General features: G+C 37.0%; 8 protein-coding genes and 1 riboswitch. Of the genes, 5 read left to right on the top strand and 3 right to left on the bottom strand.

Translation table 11 applies throughout. The annotated features are described in order from the left end of the window. Positions 1-75: 75 nt before the first annotated feature. On the bottom strand, positions 76-561 hold the full coding sequence (locus VF726_RS02430) for a QueT transporter family protein (protein WP_001026467.1): 486 nt from the start codon (positions 559-561) through the stop codon (positions 76-78). A gap of 6 nt (positions 562-567) precedes the next feature. Beyond that, positions 568-612, bottom strand: a riboswitch (PreQ1 riboswitch). Positions 613-744: 132 nt separating this feature from the next. Here VF726_RS02430 and VF726_RS02425 point away from each other — a divergent pair. The 3 genes from VF726_RS02425 (at position 745) to VF726_RS02415 (ending at position 2,992) form a co-directional block, all read left to right on the top strand. Beyond that, positions 745-1,617 carry an aldose 1-epimerase family protein gene (locus tag VF726_RS02425; RefSeq protein ID WP_440165568.1) on the top strand — a complete coding sequence of 291 codons (873 nt, stop codon included), beginning with the start codon at positions 745-747 and terminating at the stop codon, positions 1,615-1,617. A gap of 69 nt (positions 1,618-1,686) precedes the next feature. After that, positions 1,687-2,073, top strand: a complete 387-nt coding sequence (locus VF726_RS02420; protein WP_000573873.1) for a reverse transcriptase-like protein — start codon at positions 1,687-1,689, stop codon at positions 2,071-2,073. 13 nt (positions 2,074-2,086) lie between these two features. After that, positions 2,087-2,992: a DMT family transporter gene (locus tag VF726_RS02415; protein WP_440165565.1), complete on the top strand. Its 906-nt coding sequence runs from the start codon at positions 2,087-2,089 to the stop codon at positions 2,990-2,992. A 2-nt stretch (positions 2,993-2,994) separates the two neighbouring features. Here the strand turns inward: VF726_RS02415 and VF726_RS02410 are convergent, their stop codons facing one another. Then, positions 2,995-3,255 carry a DUF6123 family protein gene (locus VF726_RS02410; protein WP_063224108.1) on the bottom strand — a complete coding sequence of 87 codons (261 nt, stop codon included), beginning with the start codon at positions 3,253-3,255 and terminating at the stop codon, positions 2,995-2,997. 182 nt (positions 3,256-3,437) lie between these two features. Here VF726_RS02410 and VF726_RS02405 point away from each other — a divergent pair, with 182 nt between their 5' ends. Then, entirely contained in the window at positions 3,438-3,998 is a 561-nt protein-coding gene (locus tag VF726_RS02405) for a cysteine hydrolase family protein (protein ID WP_440165563.1), read from the top strand. Between the two features lie 41 nt (positions 3,999-4,039). Here VF726_RS02405 and VF726_RS02400 read toward each other — a convergent pair whose 3' ends face one another. Beyond that, the gene (locus VF726_RS02400; RefSeq protein WP_440165561.1) at positions 4,040-4,900 is read right to left on the bottom strand and encodes a GNAT family N-acetyltransferase; all 861 of its coding nucleotides are present in this window, start codon (positions 4,898-4,900) and stop codon (positions 4,040-4,042) included. 122 nt (positions 4,901-5,022) lie between these two features. On the opposite strand from VF726_RS02400, the gene VF726_RS02395 reads away from it, so the two are divergent. Next, positions 5,023-20,076 carry a DUF7507 domain-containing protein gene (locus VF726_RS02395; RefSeq protein WP_440165559.1) on the top strand — a complete coding sequence of 5,018 codons (15,054 nt, stop codon included), beginning with the start codon at positions 5,023-5,025 and terminating at the stop codon, positions 20,074-20,076. Positions 20,077-20,130: the final 54 nt, after the last annotated feature.

The following is a 20,130-nucleotide window of genomic DNA, read 5'->3' as shown; positions in this document are numbered from 1 at the left end:
CAATAGTCACAGCATTATATTCAATGTGATTACATACAAAAAGAGCTATCCTTTTAGGAATAGCTCTTTCATCTATTACATAAATCTTTCAAATTGTACTCGCTTATTAATCCAGTACATTACAGGCATACCAATCGCCATGACAACAAATTCACCGATTGCACATGTTAACCAAGTCAACATAAACGGTAAATCAAATGCAAGATGAAGTTCAATTGCAATCATAAACATAGTAATTGTAAAAATAACTGTATTAAAAATCATACGAGCCCAAACACCTTTAATAAATCGCATAGAAATAATCGTTGCAACTAATGCAAGAATAGATTGCCCTACTCCAAATACTAAATCGTAAGCGATCATTGGTGAGAAAAAGAGATTCGTTAAAAATACACCTAATACAATTCCGTAAATTGCTTTCTTATTAAATACAACAAGATGATTAAACATCTCTGAAATACGAAACTGTACATTCGTAAAGCCAAATGGCTGAATAAGCATAGAAACAGCAATATATAATGCCGCTAAAATACCATTACCGACTAAAGTTCTAATATTCATGACAAAATCTCCTTAGTTTTTTTACGTGGGATGGTTTCGAACCACGTTATTCGTTTTTTAAGCAACAAGATTATATTCTACGCAATACACACTCTTTCGTCAATAGATTCCTATCATTAACTACCTTTTTTCTTTTAGACAACGTATAATAAAACATATGAAAGTTTTAGGAGGTTTCACTTCATGACAGCAACAATTCAAAATGAAAAAGTGATCGTTTCCATTTCTGACAAAGGTGCAGAATTACAAAGCGTTCGCTTAAAAGAAGATAACACTGAATACTTATGGCAAGGCGATTCTACTTATTGGGGGCGCCGCGCACCAATTTTATTCCCAATTGTCGGTCGATTAGTAGATAATACATACTACGTAGATGGTAAACCATATTCTTTAACACAACACGGCTTTGCTCGTGACCTTACATTCTCTGTGAAAGAACAAAGTGAAACGAAAATCACTTATATTGTTACTAGTAATGAAGAAACATTAAAAAAATACCCATACGAATTCGAATTACTTGTTTCTTATGAGCTAGACGGACAAATCGTTCATGTAACATATGAAGTAACTAATCCTGCTTCAAAAGAGATGTTCTTCTCAATCGGAGCACATCCTGGTTTCAACTTCCCGTTATTAGAGGGCGAATCATTTACAGATTATCATTTATCCTTTAATGGTTCTGAACGCTTAGAAACTAGCGTATTAGAAGGTCCTTACCTTTCAAGCAAAAAACAATTAATCGCTGAAAATACGAATGAATTACCACTTACATACGATTTATTCAAAAATGATGCACTTATTTTTGAAAATATGAATACGGATGAAATCTCTATTCGTTCTCATAAACATAATAAATTTGTAAAAGTAGAATTTGATGGCTTCCCATTTGTCGGCGTATGGACACCAGGCGAAAATGCACCTTTCTTATGTATTGAACCTTGGTACGGAATTGCCGATGAAGTAACTCCAGCAAAAGATTTCAAGGAAAAAAAAGGAATTCAATCTTTACAAACGAATGAAACATTTACATGTCGTTATAGCATTACAATCGGCTAATTACTCTATCCCCTACTTCAAAGAAACATATAAGTAGGGGATCATCTTATCATTTGGAGGTTTCTCATTTTGATTGAAGTATATATTGATGGTGCATCAAAAGGAAATCCTGGTCCTTCTGGTGCGGGAGTATTTATTAAAGGGGTTCAACCAGCTGTACAATTATCATTACCCCTTGGGACAATGTCCAATCATGAAGCAGAATACCACGCTTTACTTGCGGCATTAAAATATTGCACGGAGCATAATTATAACATTGTCTCTTTTCGTACAGATTCGCAACTTGTTGAGCGAGCTGTTGAAAAAGAATACGCAAAAAATAAAATGTTTGCGCCACTATTAGAAGAAGCACTGCAGTACATAAAAAGTTTCGATCTCTTTTTTATTAAGTGGATTCCAAGTAGTCAAAATAAAGTTGCTGATGAGTTAGCTAGAAAGGCTATCTTACAAAATTAACGGGGGTATGAGTGTGAAAAAAGATTGGATTGCTCCTCTAGCTTTATTATTTGTCTCTTTTATTTGGGGAGCTACGTTTGTTGTCGTTCAAAATGCTATGTCTTTCGTTGGCCCATTTACTTTTAATGGTATTCGCTTTTTATTCGCCGGAACTATTTTATTGTTCGTTCAAATGATTTTCGCAAAAAAAACTTCAAAACAAGATATAAAACAGAGTAGTCTTGCCGGATTAATCGTTGGATTCTTTTTATGTGTTGGCTATGTATTACAAACATTCGGCTTACTTTATACAACCTCTTCAAAAGCAGGATTCTTAACAGGGCTTAGTATCGTTATGGTGCCCATTTTGTCTTTTATCTTTTTAAAACAAAAAGCTACTATTTTTATCGTAATGGGCATTGCTGTAGCAACGGCAGGTTTATACTTATTAACAGCTGGTGATTCATTTCAATTAAACATTGGAGATATACTCGTTCTCGGTTGCGCAGTTGCTTTCGCTGCTCATATTCTCGTTAACGGCTTCTTCTCTAAAAAAATATCACCTTTATTGTTAAGCACATCGCAAGTATTAGCTGTCGGTATATTTTCTTCTATTTGCGCCTTTTTGTTTGAAGATTGGGAAAAATTATTTTCAGTAGCACTATGGACGAATTCTTCCTTTTTATTTGCTCTCTTTCTAACTTCCCTATTCGCGACATCCATTGCTTTTTTCATTCAAACATCAGCGCAAAAACATACGTCTCCAACGAGAGTAGCCATTATTTTCGCAATGGAACCCGTTTTTGCTGCCTTAACAGGCGTTCTCGTTGCAAACGAACAACTTTCTATTTCTGCTATTATCGGATGCCTATGTATTTTCCTAGGCATGGTTTTTGTTGAATTACCTTCCAAAACAAAAAAAGAAGCGCAGGCTGCGTGAAGTTACGCTTGTAACTTCCGCATAAAAGCCTTAGCGCTTTTTTTATCTGTAATCTCTTCTTCTTTCAATCGTTCTAATAACGCAACAAAATAACTGCCATCAAACTGAAATTGATGTTTAATTGTCGCTTCTATTGCCGCGTTCACAATTCCATCAGATGCACCTGTATACCCTTGTCCGAACATAATAAACCCTTGTGCTTCCTCTGATAGTTTAAATCCTTTCGTATGTAAGAATGAAAGATAATCTTCTACTGTTTGCATGTTATTCCCACCTACTCAAAAATTCTCCATCTCCTATCATACATGTTTTTACACGCTATGAGAATGAAATTTCTTTGACAACTTTGTAAATCAATCGTCTACTTCGCTTGAAATGGAGGATTTCCTAACAATATAAAGGAATATGTACAGTGGAACTTATTTCATATTAAAGGGGAGACACGATGAAACAAGCACTATTAATTATCGATGCGCAACAAGAATTAATTGATGGAAATGAGCAAGAAAATGAGGTGTTTCGTAAAACCGAGCTATTATCGACACTAAATACAGCCCTGCAGAAAGCAATAGATTCCAATGCCCTTATTGTTTTCGTAAGAGATATCGATGTTGCTTCTGGTAGCGGAGAAGGATTTGAAGTACATAATCAAATTAAAGTACCTCAGTCTGCAATCCTTATTAATAAAGCAGCCACAAATTCATTTTACGGTACTTCGTTACTTGAACTTTTAAAAGAAGAAAAAATCAATCATATTGTTATAGGCGGCTGTAAAACAGAACATTGCATCGACACCGCCGTTAGAACAGCCACTGTACAAGGCTTTGATGTTACATTAATTAAAAATGGTCATTCAACCACTGATTCTAACGTATTGTCTGCAGAGCAAATTATTAGTCATCATAATAAAACTTTACATGGGCATTATAACGTCGATCATTTTTCTATGGTAAGAGATATCGAGGAAGACCTCTTTCAACCAACTCACGACCAATATCGTGATTAAATTACCTAAAAAAGAATCCTTACGTGAAAAGGATTCTTTTTTCATCCAAAAATTTGCGCTGCAATGCTATATAGCTCATTATTCCGTTTTAATAATTGATCACTATTTCTCATCATAATTGGTGGTGTATTAACCTTTTGAAAGCCAACAGCCTCTAATTGATTTAGAAAATCTTTTTTCCCCTCTGGTACATCAATTCTTACTTTACCATGATGTCCTCTTGCTAAATCATGTACAATTCTCATTGCCATCTCATCATTTTTAGCAACGACTGGACCTATTATTTTATTTTCGGGTGTTTGTACACTCAAACCATATCCTAATGCATTTTGTTCCTTATCCTTTACAACGATACACTGTTCACTTTGCATAATTCTTTTCGTTAAAAACTCTTCTCTATTTGTTCCAAACGCATATTCATCTAATTTTATTATTTCTTCTAAATCATACTCTTTATAATTCATTATATAATCTTCATTTCCTATACAATAATCATTCACATTGTACGAGTTACATATGTATTTAGAAACATAGCTTACTGTTCTAAATCCTAATTTTTCATATAAAAGTTTTCCCTCGTCCGTAGCAATAAGCATTATTGGAGTTTGAGCTGATACAGTCATAATGCATGAATTTGTTATCACCTTTCCAATCCCACTTCCCTTATAATTCGGATGCACAATCACCATTCCGATAGACGCTAATTCCTCCCCATATAATATAATTGCTGCGCTAGCAATAAGTTCCTTCCTCCCACTCCACACACCGTATACAATACCTGAGTCAAAAATAGTCTCAATTTCTTCTCCGTTATAATCCCAGCCAATATAAGAAGATAATGAAACAATATCATTTATACTTTCTTTTCTAAGACGCTCCACTCTCATTTCCAAGTCAATCATTCTCCATCTCTTTATCTAGACTCTTAAATCATTCTTTCCGAATCAACCTGTACATGTTTCCCTTTATTTGTCACATACATATCCTATTTTGACCAAGACTATATTGTAAATGAGGTGACAACATGCCCATTACGAATCGATTTTCTACCACCACTAACGGCGCACTCGCAATTACAGGGAATACTTTAGGCTTAAGTAAAATTAGTAATCAAAACCGTGCTGGTACAATCGGGGCAATTGGTGCATTCGCAACTACGAATACCGCTTTACAAGTACCTACTTTTCCTGCTGGTACAACGTTAAACTATACACAAAATAGTTCTACCGCCCTTTTAAATATCCCTGCTGGTAGTACTATTCTTTACGCAGAACTCGTTTGGGGAGGAAACTACTTATCTCGTGATCAAAATATTACGAGTGTATTAGGAAATCCTATTTCTTTTACAACACCTGTGTCAACATACTCGATTACCCCTTCAAGTGTTACAGCCTCTAATCAAACATTCGTTTCTGGATCTGTCACATTTGGATTCTATACACGATCCGCAGATGTAACATCGCTCATTCAAGCCGGAGGGGCTGGCTCTTATACAGCCGGCTCTGTCCCTGGACTTGTAGATCCTATAGATGCTTCTAATGGAACAATTAATTCAGCTGGATGGACACTTATCGTTGCTTATCAAAACGGGACCTTGCCTGCAAGGAACTTAACCATTTATGTAGCTGGTAACCGTGTTTCTGCGGAAACTGGTAGTGCCGATGTATCTGTTTCAGGATTTTTAACACCTTCAGGAGGACCTGTAAGTGGGAGGTTATTTTTAAGTTCTACTGAAGGAGATGCTGATTTAACTGGGGATCAAGCATTATTTGGACCAAATTTCAGTTCATTAAATGCTTTATCCGGGCCAAATAATGCTGTAAATAATTTCTTCGGTTCTCAAGTGAATAATGCTGCCGGAAATTTAGATACAACTGGGACATTTGGAACACGGAATCAAAGTGCTTCTACAAGTACAAATATCTCGGCAGGAAGGCAAGGCTGGGACATTACTTCTATTGATATTTCTCCTTATTTAACAAATTCCCAAGTATCCGCTGCAATCCGTTTAACAACTAACGGAGACGCGTATATGTTAAATACAGTCGGATTACAAATTAATATAAATTCACCTAACATACAAGCAACGAAAAGCGTGAATAAAAGTGTCGCTGCAATTGGAGACGTCCTCACTTATACCGTTACGATCCCTAATACCGGACTTCTTCCCGCCAATAACGTTATTTTTATAGATAGTCTTCCTAACGGCACTTCCTTTATACCTGGCACTGTAACGGTAGATAACATACCACAAACAAATGCAAATCCGGCTGCGGGTATATCTCTTGGAACAATTAATAACAGCGCTTCTCGTACAGTAACTTTCCAAGCAACTGTCGTTTCTCTTCCAAATCAAAATCCGATTTCTAACACTGCGAACATTACATTTCAATATACACCAATAGCCGGTGGAACGACTTTTAACGGTCTTGCAACAAGCAACTCTGCAGGAACACAAATTAACCTCGCAGATATTAATGGAACAAAATCAGTTAACAAAATCTTTACTGATATTGGCGAAACGTTAACTTACAGTATTGCCTTAGCTAATATAGGAAATATCGCCGCAACGAACGTTTTATATACAGATCCGATTCCTAGCGGGACTACTTTCATTCCAGGAAGTGTAACTGTTAACGGGGTTACGCAAGCAGGCTCAAATCCAGCTAATGGTATAGCAATTGGATCTATTGCTGCTAATTCTACGACTACTGTTTCATTTCAAGTATTCGTTCCTTCTATTCCCCAAACAAATCCAATATTAAATAGTGGTACAACAACATATCAATATATTCCTGTACCAAATCAGCCTGCAGTAAGCGGGACTGATACGACGAATATTGTCTCCACTCAAGTGAATAATGCTACTGTAACAATGACGAAAGCAGTAGATAAAATTTTTGCAGATATTGGTGATACGCTAACGTACACTGTTTCCTTTACAAGTACAGGTAATACGAATGCAAACAATGTTATTTTTACAGATGTCATTCCTACTGGAACAACATTCGTTCTAAACAGTCTAACAATTGACGGTACGACACAAGTTGGAGCAAATCCCGCCACTGGTGTGAATATAGGATCTATTCCAACTGGTACAACAAAAAATGTTTCATTTCAAGTAGTAGTAAATACAATTCCAGCGTCGAATGTCGTATCTAATGGTTCAAGCGCTTCTTATCAATATACCGTCAACCCTAGCCAATCACCCGTTACGAAAAACATTTCTTCGAATCTCGTTTCCACTCAAATTAACAATGCGAATGTAACATTAACAAAATCAACAAATAAACCATTTGCTACAGTTGGCGAAACAATCAGTTATACAATTCTTATTACAAACAGTGGAAATACAGCTGCAACTAACGTACAACTAACGGATCCACTTCCAAATGGAACGATATTGACTCCTGGTACTGTAACACTAAACGGAGTTTTGCAAAATGTAGATTCTCTCGTTGCTTTACCTATCGGAACAATTCCTGGCGGAGCTACTTTTACTCTTTCTTTCCAAGTAACAGTTATCAATATTACCGCCCAAAATCCTATCATTAATAATGCTTTCGCTTCTTATCTATATACTGTAAACGCAAGTCTGCCACCAACTTCAAAAACAGCAAATTCTAATTCTGTTACATCAACAATTAGACTAGCAAACATTCAAGCTACTAAGTCTGTAGATAAAACATTTGCGGAAGTTGGAGATGTATTAACTTATACCTTTTCTCTTACAAACGATGGAAATGTTTCGGCGAACAATGTAGTACTATCCGATTCAATTGCGAATGGTACTGCCTTTGTGCCAGACAGTGTTATAGTTAACAATGTTGCTCAGCCAGGTGTTACACCAGCTAGCATCAATATCGGTAGCATCAATGCGAATACTACAATTTCTGCTTCATTCCAAGTATTAATAACTAACATCCCAAATCCAAATCCTATTTCAAATAGCGCTTCAATTCTCTATAACTTTATCGTGGATCCAAATGCTTCACCTATAAATAAGAACACTACTTCAACCACTACATTTACTCAAGTAAACGATGCAAATGTCATTTCAACCAAAGCAGTGGATCGAGCGTTCGCTACCGTAGGGGATATATTAACTTATACCGTTACTTTGGCGAATGCAGGAAGTGTTTCCGCTGATGGTCCTACTTTTGTTGATACGAATCCAGACGGTACTACCTTTATCCCAAACACTTTCCTTATTAATGGTGCACTCCAAAATAACGCCGATCCAAATGTCGGTGTTCCGTTACCTTCTATTCCTGCTAACGGCTCACTTACTGTCTCTTATCAAGTAACTGTCACCTCTTTACCAGCGCAAAATCCAACAATAAATTCATCTAGTACACAGTATAGCTTTATTCTAAATCCAGGAGATCCACCAACTATAGAAACATCTTTAAGTAACACTGTAAGTACACAAATCAACTTAGCAAATGTAATTATTTTCAAGGATGTAGATTTAACTATCGCCGATGTTGGGCAACCAATCACATATACAATTGCCCTAGCTAACCCTGGAAATACTCCAGCAAATAACGTAGTCGTTACCGATATACTCCCTCCTGGTACGACACTTGTACCAAATAGTATTTTTATAGGCGGTGCTTTACAGCTAGGTGCGGATCCAAGTGTTGGTCTTCAAGTTGGTACGATTCCCGCTGGCGGCATTACAACAATTGTTTTCCAAATTAGTGCAAATAGTTTACCTTCACCTAATCCAGTTCAAAACAGTGCTGCACTTCAATATAGCTTTATTGCAGATCCAAATTTACCTGCTGTTGTTAGGAACGCTATTAGCAATATCGTAGCTACACAAATTAATACTGCTAATATAGTTGCTACGAAACTAACAAGCACAAACTTTGCTGATGTTGGCGACATCATAACGTATGCAACGATTTTAACGAATAACGGCAATATCCCTGCCTCTAATGTAACGTTTACAGATATCATTCCAGCTGGTACCATTTTCCTTCCTAATACTGTAACGATTAACGGTGTCCCTATAGCTAATGCAAATCCTGCTAACGGCATTTTAATTGGTACAATTGGAGCGAATTCATCACGTACTGTTGCATTCCAGGTTTTTGTACCAACTATTCCTAGTGCAAATCCGCTTACAAATCAATCCGGCACTACTTTCCAATACACATATGACCCATCTAAACCAGCTATAATGCAGATGGTTGCCTCCAACACCGTACAGACAACTATTAATAACGCTACGATTACCTCTGTAAAATCTGCAGATAAGCAGTTTGCGAACGTAAATGATATCATTACGTACACGACTACTTTAACGAATAACGGAAACACACTTGCATCAAATATAGTGTTTACCGATGCAATTCCAAGCGGTACATCTTTTATTCCAAATAGTGTAACAGTAAATGGGAATATACTGCCTAATGTAAATCCAGCGAATGGAATAGCAATTGATCCAATAAATCCGAATGCAAATACGATAATTTCGTTCCAAGTGCAAGTAAATTCCATCCCGAATCCGAATCCAATCCCGAACCAAAGTAACACAACGTACCAATATGTAGTAGACCCGAACTTACCTCCAGCATCCGCCAATGCATCAAGTAATGTAATAACAACTCAAATTAACAACGCTACTATTATCGCAACGAAATCAGTGAACACACCGAATGCTGCAATTGGAGATATCGTTACTTATACGATTGCAGTTACGAACACAGGAAACATCCCTGCTAGTGCTACAGTTTTAACAGATGGACTTGGACCAGGTGCATCCTTCATCCCGAATTCTGTTACGATAAATAACGTATCTCAACCTGGTTTAGATCCTTCATTAGGTATTCATTTAGACGATATTTCACCAGGAGGGACTACTTTTATTACATTCCAAGTGAAAATTCTTGAGATTCCTCCTAGTGGCACTTTAACGAATAACGCCCTTGTAAATTATGAATATACAGTGAATCCAAACCAAACACCTGCTGTTGGAAGCACTGTAACAAACACGACAGTTACTCCAATTATTGACGCTACTTTAGTTTTAAATAAAAATGCGAGTACAACTTTCGCTACGATTGGTGATATGATTACATTCACTTCATCTGTTACAAACACAGGAAATACTACTGCGAACAACATTGTATTTACAGATACAATTCCAAACGGTACCACCTTTGTCCCAAATAGCTTTAAAATAAATGGTGTAACAATCCCGAATACAAATCCACAAAACGGTATCAATATTGGTAACTTAAATGCAAATGCATCGATTACACTCAGTTTTCAAGTAAACATTACAACTCTTCCAAACCCTAATCCAATTCCTAACAAATCATCGCTTCAATATAGCTTTATTGTTGATATAAACGAACCTCCTGTTTCACGAACAGTTCAATCCAATAAAACTTTTACACAAGTAAATACTGCCTCCGTTATCGCAACAAAAACTGCGAGTAATGCATTTGCCGCTGTTGGAGATACAATTACGTATACAACTACTCTCACTAATAGCGGAAATACTACCGCTAACACACCTGTTTTTATCGATATATTACCACCTGAACTTTCATTCGTACCTGATAGCGTACAAATTAACACTATCCCACAACTCGGCTTTAGACCAGATAGCGGGATTTCTTTAGACGCAATTCCAGTTGGAGGAACGACAACAATTAGTTTTCAAGCGATCGTCGGCTCAATACCAGCTACAAACCCAACATTGAATCAATCTAGCACAACTTATTCTATCATTGTGGATCCTACCCAGCCGCCAGTGACAGAAACCGCTACAAGTAATCCAACTTTAGTGCAAATTAACGAAGCAATCATCCAAGCAACGAAAAGCGTGGATCGTCTATTTTCTGACATCGCTCCTGGAAATTCATTTTTAACGTATACAGTTTTATTAGACAATATCGGGAACACGACTGCTACGAATATCATTTTTACAGATCCAATTCCAAATAACACAATATTCATAGAAGATAGCGTTCGAGTAGGTGGAGTTTTATTACCTGGGGTAAATCCAGCGAATGGAATACCAATTGGGGATATTATTGCAGGAGATTTTATAAACGTTACCTTCCGCGTGCAAGTAGTTAGTATCCCAAATCCTATTTTTACAATCGGACCTGGAGGGCCAAATTCACCGGTTGTAAACGGAGCTTCCATTGATTATCAATTTATGACAGGACCTAATTTACCACTTGTTTCACGAAGTACGACATCTAATTCTGTTTCAACACAAATAAATTCTGGAGAAGTTGCGGCAATCAAATCTGTAGATAAAACTTTCGCAACGATTGGCGATACAATTTCTTATACTATTTCTTTAAGCAATCCTGGAAATGTAGCATCACAAAATGTGATATTTACTGATATTTTACCTGAAGGCACAACATTTATTTCTGGAACTCTTATAAATGAATTAGGCACTCAACAAATTGGAAATCCAGCGAACGGGATTCAGGTTGGAAATATAAACCCTGGCAGTACGGTTTCTATTACGATAAACGTACTTGTTACAAACATTCCAAGTATAAATCCAATTTCGAATTTTAGTTCTGTGCAATTTGAACATGTGGTCGATCCTAGCCAACCTGCCGTATCACAAACGAATGTATCTAATGCAGTTTCAACAACAATTAATAGTGCAATATTAAATACGACAAAAACTGTTGATAAATCTATTATTTCCGTCGGGGATACACTTACGTATACAACTACGATTACGAATACAGGAAATACACCAGCAACGAATATTACTTTTACAAGTACCATTCCTCCTAGCACTACTTTCGTACCAGATTCGGTCACAATAAATGGTATCCAACAGTTTGGTGCACAGCCAGCACTTGGAGTAACTATACCAAATATCGCTCCAGGTGAAACAGTAACTGTTACTTTCCAAGTAAATGTTATTTCCGTTCCCCCTTCAAGCTCGATTATGGGTAACGATACGATTTTATACTCTTATACTGTTGATCCAAACGGAGCCCCTGCTACTACTTCTACTTCAACGAATATTGTTACAAACCCTGTATTAGATGCTATGATTACGATGATTAAATCAGTCGATCAAACACTTGTAACGCTAGGTGATACCATTACCTATACGACAATTTTAACGAATAGTGGTAATACAAATGCTACGAATATTACGTTCATTGACCTTATACCAGATGGGACAACATTTATTGCTGATAGCGTTACAATTGATGGCATCACACAAATTGGACTTAATCCTAATACAGGCATAACAATTGGAGCAATTGCTCCTAACAGCTCAATAGCAATAGCATTTCAAGTTACCGCTACTTCTACTCCTGTTCAAAATCCTATTGCCAATTCCGCTAGTGCTTCTTACACATTTATCGCTGATCCTAATGCCCCTATTGTTTCAAGGAATGTTACTTCAAACACAGTGTTTACTACAATTAACACAGCTACCATCCTTTCATTAAAACAAGTCGATAAATCCTTTAGTCGTATTGGAGACACACTCACCTATACCGTCACCCTATCAAACAACGGAAATTCCGCCGCACAAAATGTTATATTCACTGATACAATGCCAAGCGGAACTACATTTATTACAAACTCTTTTTCTATTAATGGCATTCCCCAAAGCGGTGCGGACCCATCGAACGGTGTAAATATTGGGACTATAACAGCTGGGACTACAGTAACAGTTTCGTTCCAAGTAACTGTAACTTCATTACCAACCGAAAACCCAGTTGTAAATTTCTCATCAACATCGTATCAATTAGTCTCACCGCCTGATGCAGAAACTTCAATTAGCAATCCTGTTTCAACGCAAATTAAAGAAGCTATATTATCCATGACGAAAAACGAAAGTGTATCCTTTATAGACGTCGGGCAAACTGCCTTTTACACTACTTCTATTTCGAATATAGGAAATGCGGATGCGACTACTATTGTATTCACGGATGTATTACCGAGCGGACTCACATTTGTTCCTAACACATTAACTGTTGATGGTATTTTACAACCTGACGCGAATCCAAATACCGGTGTATTACTTGCAACACTTCCGCCTAATGAAATATATAGTATCGTCTTTCAAGTTACAGTGAACAGCATCCCACCTATTAATCCTGCACCAAATACAGCATCAACGACGTATGAGTTTACTGTTGATCCTGTTAATCCTCCCGTTTCAAGTACAGCTAATTCTAACACGACGCTTCTTCAAATAAACAATGCAACTATTATTAGTACAAAAACAGCAAATCTTAGTTTTGCGGATGTTGGTAATACAATAACATTTACACTTAACCTTCCTAATACCGGGAATGTTGCTGCAACCGATGTTACCGTTATCGATATACTTGATAGCAATTTAAGTTTCGTCCCAAACAGTTTTACAGTTAATGGGCAAACTATTCCAAACGCTGATTTATCTACTGGTGTAAATATCGGTTCAATTAATGGTGGAAGCACATCAATTGTCACATTCCAAGCCATCGTTTCAGCCCTTCCAATCAACAACCCTATTTCTAATTCAGCACTTACCAATTACCGTTATATTGTTGATCCAGATCAGCCGTTCATTTCAACTTCTAATCAATCTAATACAACGACAGCGCAAATTAATAGCGCTATCCTTACTGCACAAAAAAATTCAAATGTATCAACAGTAGATATTGGGCAAGATATTATCTACTCCGTTACGATTACAAATAGCGGAAATGTTAGTGCGACGAATGTTATTTTTACCGACCTAATTCCAGATGGAACTTCCTTTGAACCGAATAGTTTTACACTTAACGGAACTACCATCCCAAATGCAGACCTAATTACAGGCGTTCCAATTGGTGATATCGCGCCAAATCAGTCTGTCATCGTAGCATTTCATATTAATGCCGATGAAATTCCGCCTATAAATCCAATTACCAATCAAGCTAGCGTTAGCTTCCAGCATATCGTTAATCCAGCTAATCCTCCTGTTTCAAAAAACATTAATTCAAATAGTGTTACAACAACAATTGAAAGTGCTATTTTAACTACTACTAAAATTGGAGATAAAGCTTTTGCAACAATTGGTGATACGATTACGTATACAACTACGATTACGAATACAGGAAATATCCCTGCTAATAACGTTATTTTCTCAGACCCTATACCATCGTGGACACAATTTGTTGCAGGATCAGTTATTGTTGATGGTACTCCGTTACCATCCGCTTCTATCACCAGCGGTATTGGCATAAATACGATCATTCCAAATCAAACTGTAACAATCATATTCCAAGTTCAAATCGTAAGTAATCCAACAACATTCACACCTGAACTCCAAAACTTAGGATTTGTAAACTTCCAATATAACGTAGGAAATGCATTACAGGCTCAGCCTGGAAATGTGGAAACGAACGTCTTCGTTACTTCTATTAACTCAGCAATACTTTCAGCTGTAAAAACTGCTAGTACAGCCTTTGCGAATATTGGAGACACGATCACTTATACAGTTCTAATTCAAAATAGCGGCAATACAAACGCTACGAATGTAAATTTCTCAGACCTCATTCCGGCAGGAACGACCTTTGTTGAAAATAGTTTTGCTGTAAATGGAAGTACCATTCCAGGTGCAAATCCAAATAACGGAGTTAATATCGGGACCGTGAACGCGGGTAGTTCCTTAACTGTTACTTTCCAAGTCGTAGTTACATCTACTCCACCTTCGAACCCAATTACAAATGTTGCATCTATTCAATACGAATTTATAGTTAATCCGGCCTCTCCTCCTGTTACAGGTACAATAACTTCTAATAGTGCTTCCACACAAATTAATAACGCGACTGTTACTACTGTTTTAGAAGCAAATCGTACAATCGTATCTATCGGCGATATCATTACGTATACAGCAACATTAACGAATACTGGAAACTTCCCTGCAAATTCTGTATTACTCATTAACGGAGTTCCTGAAGGGGCATTATTTGTTCCAAATAGTGTTACGCTTAATGGAATTTCACTTCCAGACGCCAGTCCAACTCTCGGTATTCCAGTTGGCATTATCGCACCAGGTGATTCTGCTACGATTACGTTCCAATTTCTTGCAAGTTCTATTCCACCGCAAGGAGCGATTATAAATCAAGCACTTACAAGTTACACGTATATTGTCGACCCAAGTCAACCTCCAGTTACAGCAACATCTTCATCTAATACGGTAAATACAGCTGTCGTTGATGCATCACTATCTGTAATTAAAAATACAGATTCCCTCGTACAGTCTACTGACGGTACAATCACTTACACTGTAGTCATTCAAAATAATGGGAATACAACTGCAAATACAGTTACTTTAACAGATTTAGTCCCAGAAGGAACTGCATTTATTCCGAATAGCGTGACCATTAATGGCGTTTCAGCCCCAGGTGCCGATCCAAACGTAGGAATCCCCTTAAACGCCATTGCACCTTCAGAAATCGTCACAGTCACATTCCAAGTTATCGTGCAAGCAATTCCAAGCGTGAATCCAATTTCAAATATAGCCCGTATTGACTATACTTTTATCGCCGACCCAACTGCTCCTATCATCTCTCGAACCATTACGTCTAATCCAGCTTTCACACAAATTTCGGATGCAAATGTTCTTTCTTTAAAAGCAGTCAATGCAGAGCAAGCAACAACAGGGGATATTTTGACCTATACGATAACACTAGAAAATACCGGAAATATTCCAGCTACTAATCTATTATTTTCAGATACGATTCCAGAAGGGACTACATTCGTAGAAAATAGTTTTACACTTAACGGAACAGCTATACTTGGTGCAAATCCAAATGTAGGTGTTACTTTGCCTAACCTAGCAGCAAACGCTACTCACCTAATTTCATTCCAAATTCTAATTAACGATTCATTCTCGCAACAATCGATTACAAATCAATCTAATACAACATATACAATTCAACCAGACCCAGGACAACCGCCTATTACTGAAACATCTACAAGTAATATTGTCATTACAAATTTCGTGCTAGCACAATTGACAGTTACAAAAACGTCCAATCCAATAACTGTAGATATTGGCGGAACTATACTTTATATTTCTGAAGTGAAAAATATCGGCAATGTTGACGCAATAAATATTACTTTTACAGATGCTATTCCAGCTGGGACTACATTCGTTCCAGACAGTGTCACAATTAACGGTGTACTTCAGCCTGGTGTAACTCCAGAAAACGGAATACCAATTGGAACGATTCCACCAAACAGTTCCAAAACAATACTATTTCAAGTACAAACAAATAATCCACCTACTGAAACCGAAATTGTAAATCAATCATCTGTAAATTACCAATATGTAAGTATTCCTACAGCTCCACCAGTGAATCGCACTGCAAATTCTAATATCGTTACAACATCACTTCAAAATGCAAATATTATTTCTGTTAAACAGGCGGATGTTACTTTCGTATCCACCGGGCAAAATATCACCTACACAAATACACTACAAAATATAGGAAATGTTCCAGCTAACAATACGGTGTTCATTGACAACATTCCAGAAGGGACTATATTCATTGAAGATAGCTTATCAATAAATAATATAATTCAGCCTGGTGCGAACCCTGAAAATGGAGTAACTCTTGGCACGATACAACCAGATGAAACAGTCACTATTTCATTCCAAGTACAACTTATAAGCATACCAGAGGGCAACACAGTCATTAACATTTCAGACACTTCGTATGAATACCAAATTGATCCTAGTTCTCCTATTATTCAGCGCAGGTCGTTATCAAATGCAGTAAATACTGAAGTGCGGACGGCAAGTGTTAGTGCAATTAAATCCGCTAATAGATCCATTACACGCATCGGTCAAATCATCACATATACAGTCGCAGTTACAAACGCTGGTACAGTACCTATTACAAATACTCTCCTAATTGACGCAATTGCTGCTGGCACCACATTCGTTCCAAATAGCATTCTTGTAGATGGCATACCAAGACCTAACGAAAATCCAATTACCGGAATCACCCTTGATATTATCCTTCCAAACAATACAATTATCGTTACATTCCAAGTAAATGTAGTCTCTATACCTTCTCAAAATAACATTAATAATGTCGCCGTCATCCACTATGAGTATCAGCCAGACCCAAGCGCACCACCAATCTCAGAAACAACCTCTTCCAATACTACAAATATACAATTTATTGATGTGATTCTTATCACTACAAAAACCGCTAATACAGTATTAGCTAATATTGATGAAACCATTATATATACAGTCTTTATTCAAAATAACGGATCCACTACAACTAACTCCATCTTTTTTACTGATATTATAGAAGATGGAACAGTATTTATTCCAGGGAGTGTAACAGTTAACAATACTGTACTTCCTGCAGCAGATCCGAATATCGGCTTCTCCATTCCTAATATTATGTCAGGTCAAGCGACTACAATAACGTTCCAAGTTTCCGTTACGAATTTACCTACCATAAATCCAACGCCTAATACTGCAAACATCGTCTACGATTTTATTTTCAATCCTGACTTTGCACCAATTCAAAAATCTACTACTTCCAATACTACTTTCGTTCAAATTAATGACGCTGATATCGTTTCACTTAAAACTGTTGATTTGACCTCTGTAACAATTGGTGACATTTTAACTTATACAACAACTTTAACGAACACAGGAAATACGGATGCTACTTCTGTTGTGTTTACAGACAATATCCCTGATGGAACAACCTTTATTAACGGTAGCGTGTTAGTAAATAATATTCCTCAGCTTAACGCCAATCCAAGTGCTGGTATACTTGTAGGAACAATTGCTCCTAACATTTCTATCCCAGTCACGTTTTCCGTTACTGTGGTATCTCTTCCAGCTAGCAGTCGTATTCAAAACCAATCAACTTCTCGTTATACGATAAACGAGGCAGAACAAATATCGACTAGTAATATTACCTTCACTGAAGTTATTTCTGCTAATGTACTCGCTATAAAAACAACACCTATCCAATATGCTGACCTACAAACGATTATCCCTTACACAATTTCCATTACAAACAATGGGAATATACAAGTAGAAAACATTATCGTTACAGATATCATCCCAGCAAATACGAGCTTTATAGAGAACAGTGTTATTGTGAATGGCACCGTTCGTCCAAATGACAATCCACTTAGCGGGATACAAATTGATAACATTCCACCTAATACGACAGCAACTATTCTATTCCAAGTACGAGTTACTTCAATTCCACAAACAAATCCAATCTCTAACACAAGTACAATTGAATATCAATACACGATACCGAATCGACCACCTATTACCGAAACTATCATTTCGTCTGCTGCCACAACAGAAATTAATCACGCAAATTTGAATAGTAATAAAGCTGTGGACCTTGCATTTGCAACAATCGGTGATACGTTAACGTATACGATTACGCTCAATCAAACTGGTAATGTTGCAGCAAATGATGTAGTTATTCAGGATACTATTCCTCAAGGTACTACATTTATAGAAAATAGCGTTATTGTAAACGGAGAAACTCTTCCGGGAGTTAATCCAGTAAGCGGTATACCAATTGGCACTATAATTGCTGGTGGAGATGCTATCGTTTCATTCCAAGTTTCTGTGACTTCTATCCCAACACCAAATGAACTCAACAACAATGCAATTACTACCTTTAACTATATAGTCAACCCAAATAGCGCACCTGTTACGAATACGACGACAACAAATACAGTCACAACAACCGTTCAAAATGATAATGTCATTGCCATAAAAGCTGTTGATTTCACAAGTGCCTTACCTGGTCAAACTTTAACTTACACCATTACGATTACTAATAGTGGTAATATCACTATTGAAGATCTTCTGCTAGTAGACACGGCACCTGTAGATACGACATTCGTTATTGGTAGTGTTACGATTAACGGAACCAATCAACCTAATGCGAATCCTGAAAATGGTATTGCGTTAGGAGCTCTTGTTCCTAATGACTCTGTTATTATTACATTCCAAGTGACAATATCTTCTTCTACTCTTCAATCTATAATCAATAACGATGCTACTATTTCCTATACACCTATTGTCGGTCCAACCGAACCACCTATTACGATCACAAGGCAAATAAATACCATTACAAAGCAAACAAATACTGTTACAACGACAATCATTGATCCAATGGTTCACATTGAAAAAACAGCTGACAAATCTATTGTCGTGACAGGAGATATTATTACGTTCACGTTAGAGATATTTAATGATTCTCCAATCCCTACAGTAAGTACTTCCATTATAGACAGCATTCCAGCTGGTACAACATTTATAGAAAATAGCGTAACAATTAACGGTACTCCTGTTCCGAATGTTCGCCCAGATACTGGTATTAATATCGGCTCTTTACCTGCTGATTCAGTAGCAACGATAACATTTAAAGTTCTCGTCACTTCTATCCCTTCAAACAGTACCATTATCAATTCCGCGACAGTTACAGCCGCCTTCCAATTGACACCGCAGGACCCCATTATCACCTTTATTGTTAATTCGAATATTGTTCGTATACCAGTTCAATTCGTAACTGCGACAGTCACGAAAAACGCTTCCGTCAGCTCAGCTTATTTAAATCAATATTTTGATTATACAGTGCGTATTACGAATACTTCTGATATTTCACTTTCAAATGTTTCGTTACAAGATACCATTCCAGCAGGTTTACAATTTATAAACGGCACTGTCTTTATTAACGGGGAACGCTCTCCACTAGCGAATCCGAATATCGGTTTCCAAGTAGCTACTAATTTGGAACCGAACGAAACAATTATCGTGTTATTCACAGTGCAAGTGATAAATCCGCCTGTTAATAATGAATTTAAAAATAGCGCAAATGTTTCATTACAACTTCAAGTCTCGCCTACGGATCCACCAATTACAGTAACGGTTACAAGTAACGAAAACATCGTCACCTTTGTTCCAGGAAATCCAGATGAAACACTTCCAAATTTTAATTGCTTCTTTGACGGGGAACGTTTTATACGTATCACTCCTCGAAATATACGAAACTACTTTTGGACTTGGATATGGTGGCGTTAATGTAAACAAAAAGAGATTGTAGTTTGGTTGAAACCAAATTACAATCTCTTTTTC

This window comes from Bacillus sp. Brlt_9 (assembly GCF_051948935.1).
In the GTDB taxonomy this organism is placed as follows: Bacteria; Bacillota; Bacilli; order Bacillales; family Bacillaceae_G; genus Bacillus_A.
Note: the sequence above shows the minus strand (reverse complement) of the source record. Positions and strands in the feature narration are given on the sequence as shown.

What these genes read in the sequence shown, in the direction of transcription:
- VF726_RS02430 (WP_001026467.1), bottom strand. Translation starts at nt 561, where the DNA reads ATGAATATTAGAACTTTAGTCGGTAATGGTATTTTAGCGGCATTATAT.
- VF726_RS02425 (WP_440165568.1), top strand. Translation starts at nt 745, where the DNA reads ATGACAGCAACAATTCAAAATGAAAAAGTGATCGTTTCCATTTCTGAC.
- VF726_RS02410 (WP_063224108.1), bottom strand. Translation starts at nt 3,255, where the DNA reads ATGCAAACAGTAGAAGATTATCTTTCATTCTTACATACGAAAGGATTT.
- VF726_RS02405 (WP_440165563.1), top strand. Translation starts at nt 3,438, where the DNA reads ATGAAACAAGCACTATTAATTATCGATGCGCAACAAGAATTAATTGAT.
- VF726_RS02400 (WP_440165561.1), bottom strand. Translation starts at nt 4,900, where the DNA reads ATGATTGACTTGGAAATGAGAGTGGAGCGTCTTAGAAAAGAAAGTATA.
- VF726_RS02395 (WP_440165559.1), top strand. Translation starts at nt 5,023, where the DNA reads ATGCCCATTACGAATCGATTTTCTACCACCACTAACGGCGCACTCGCA.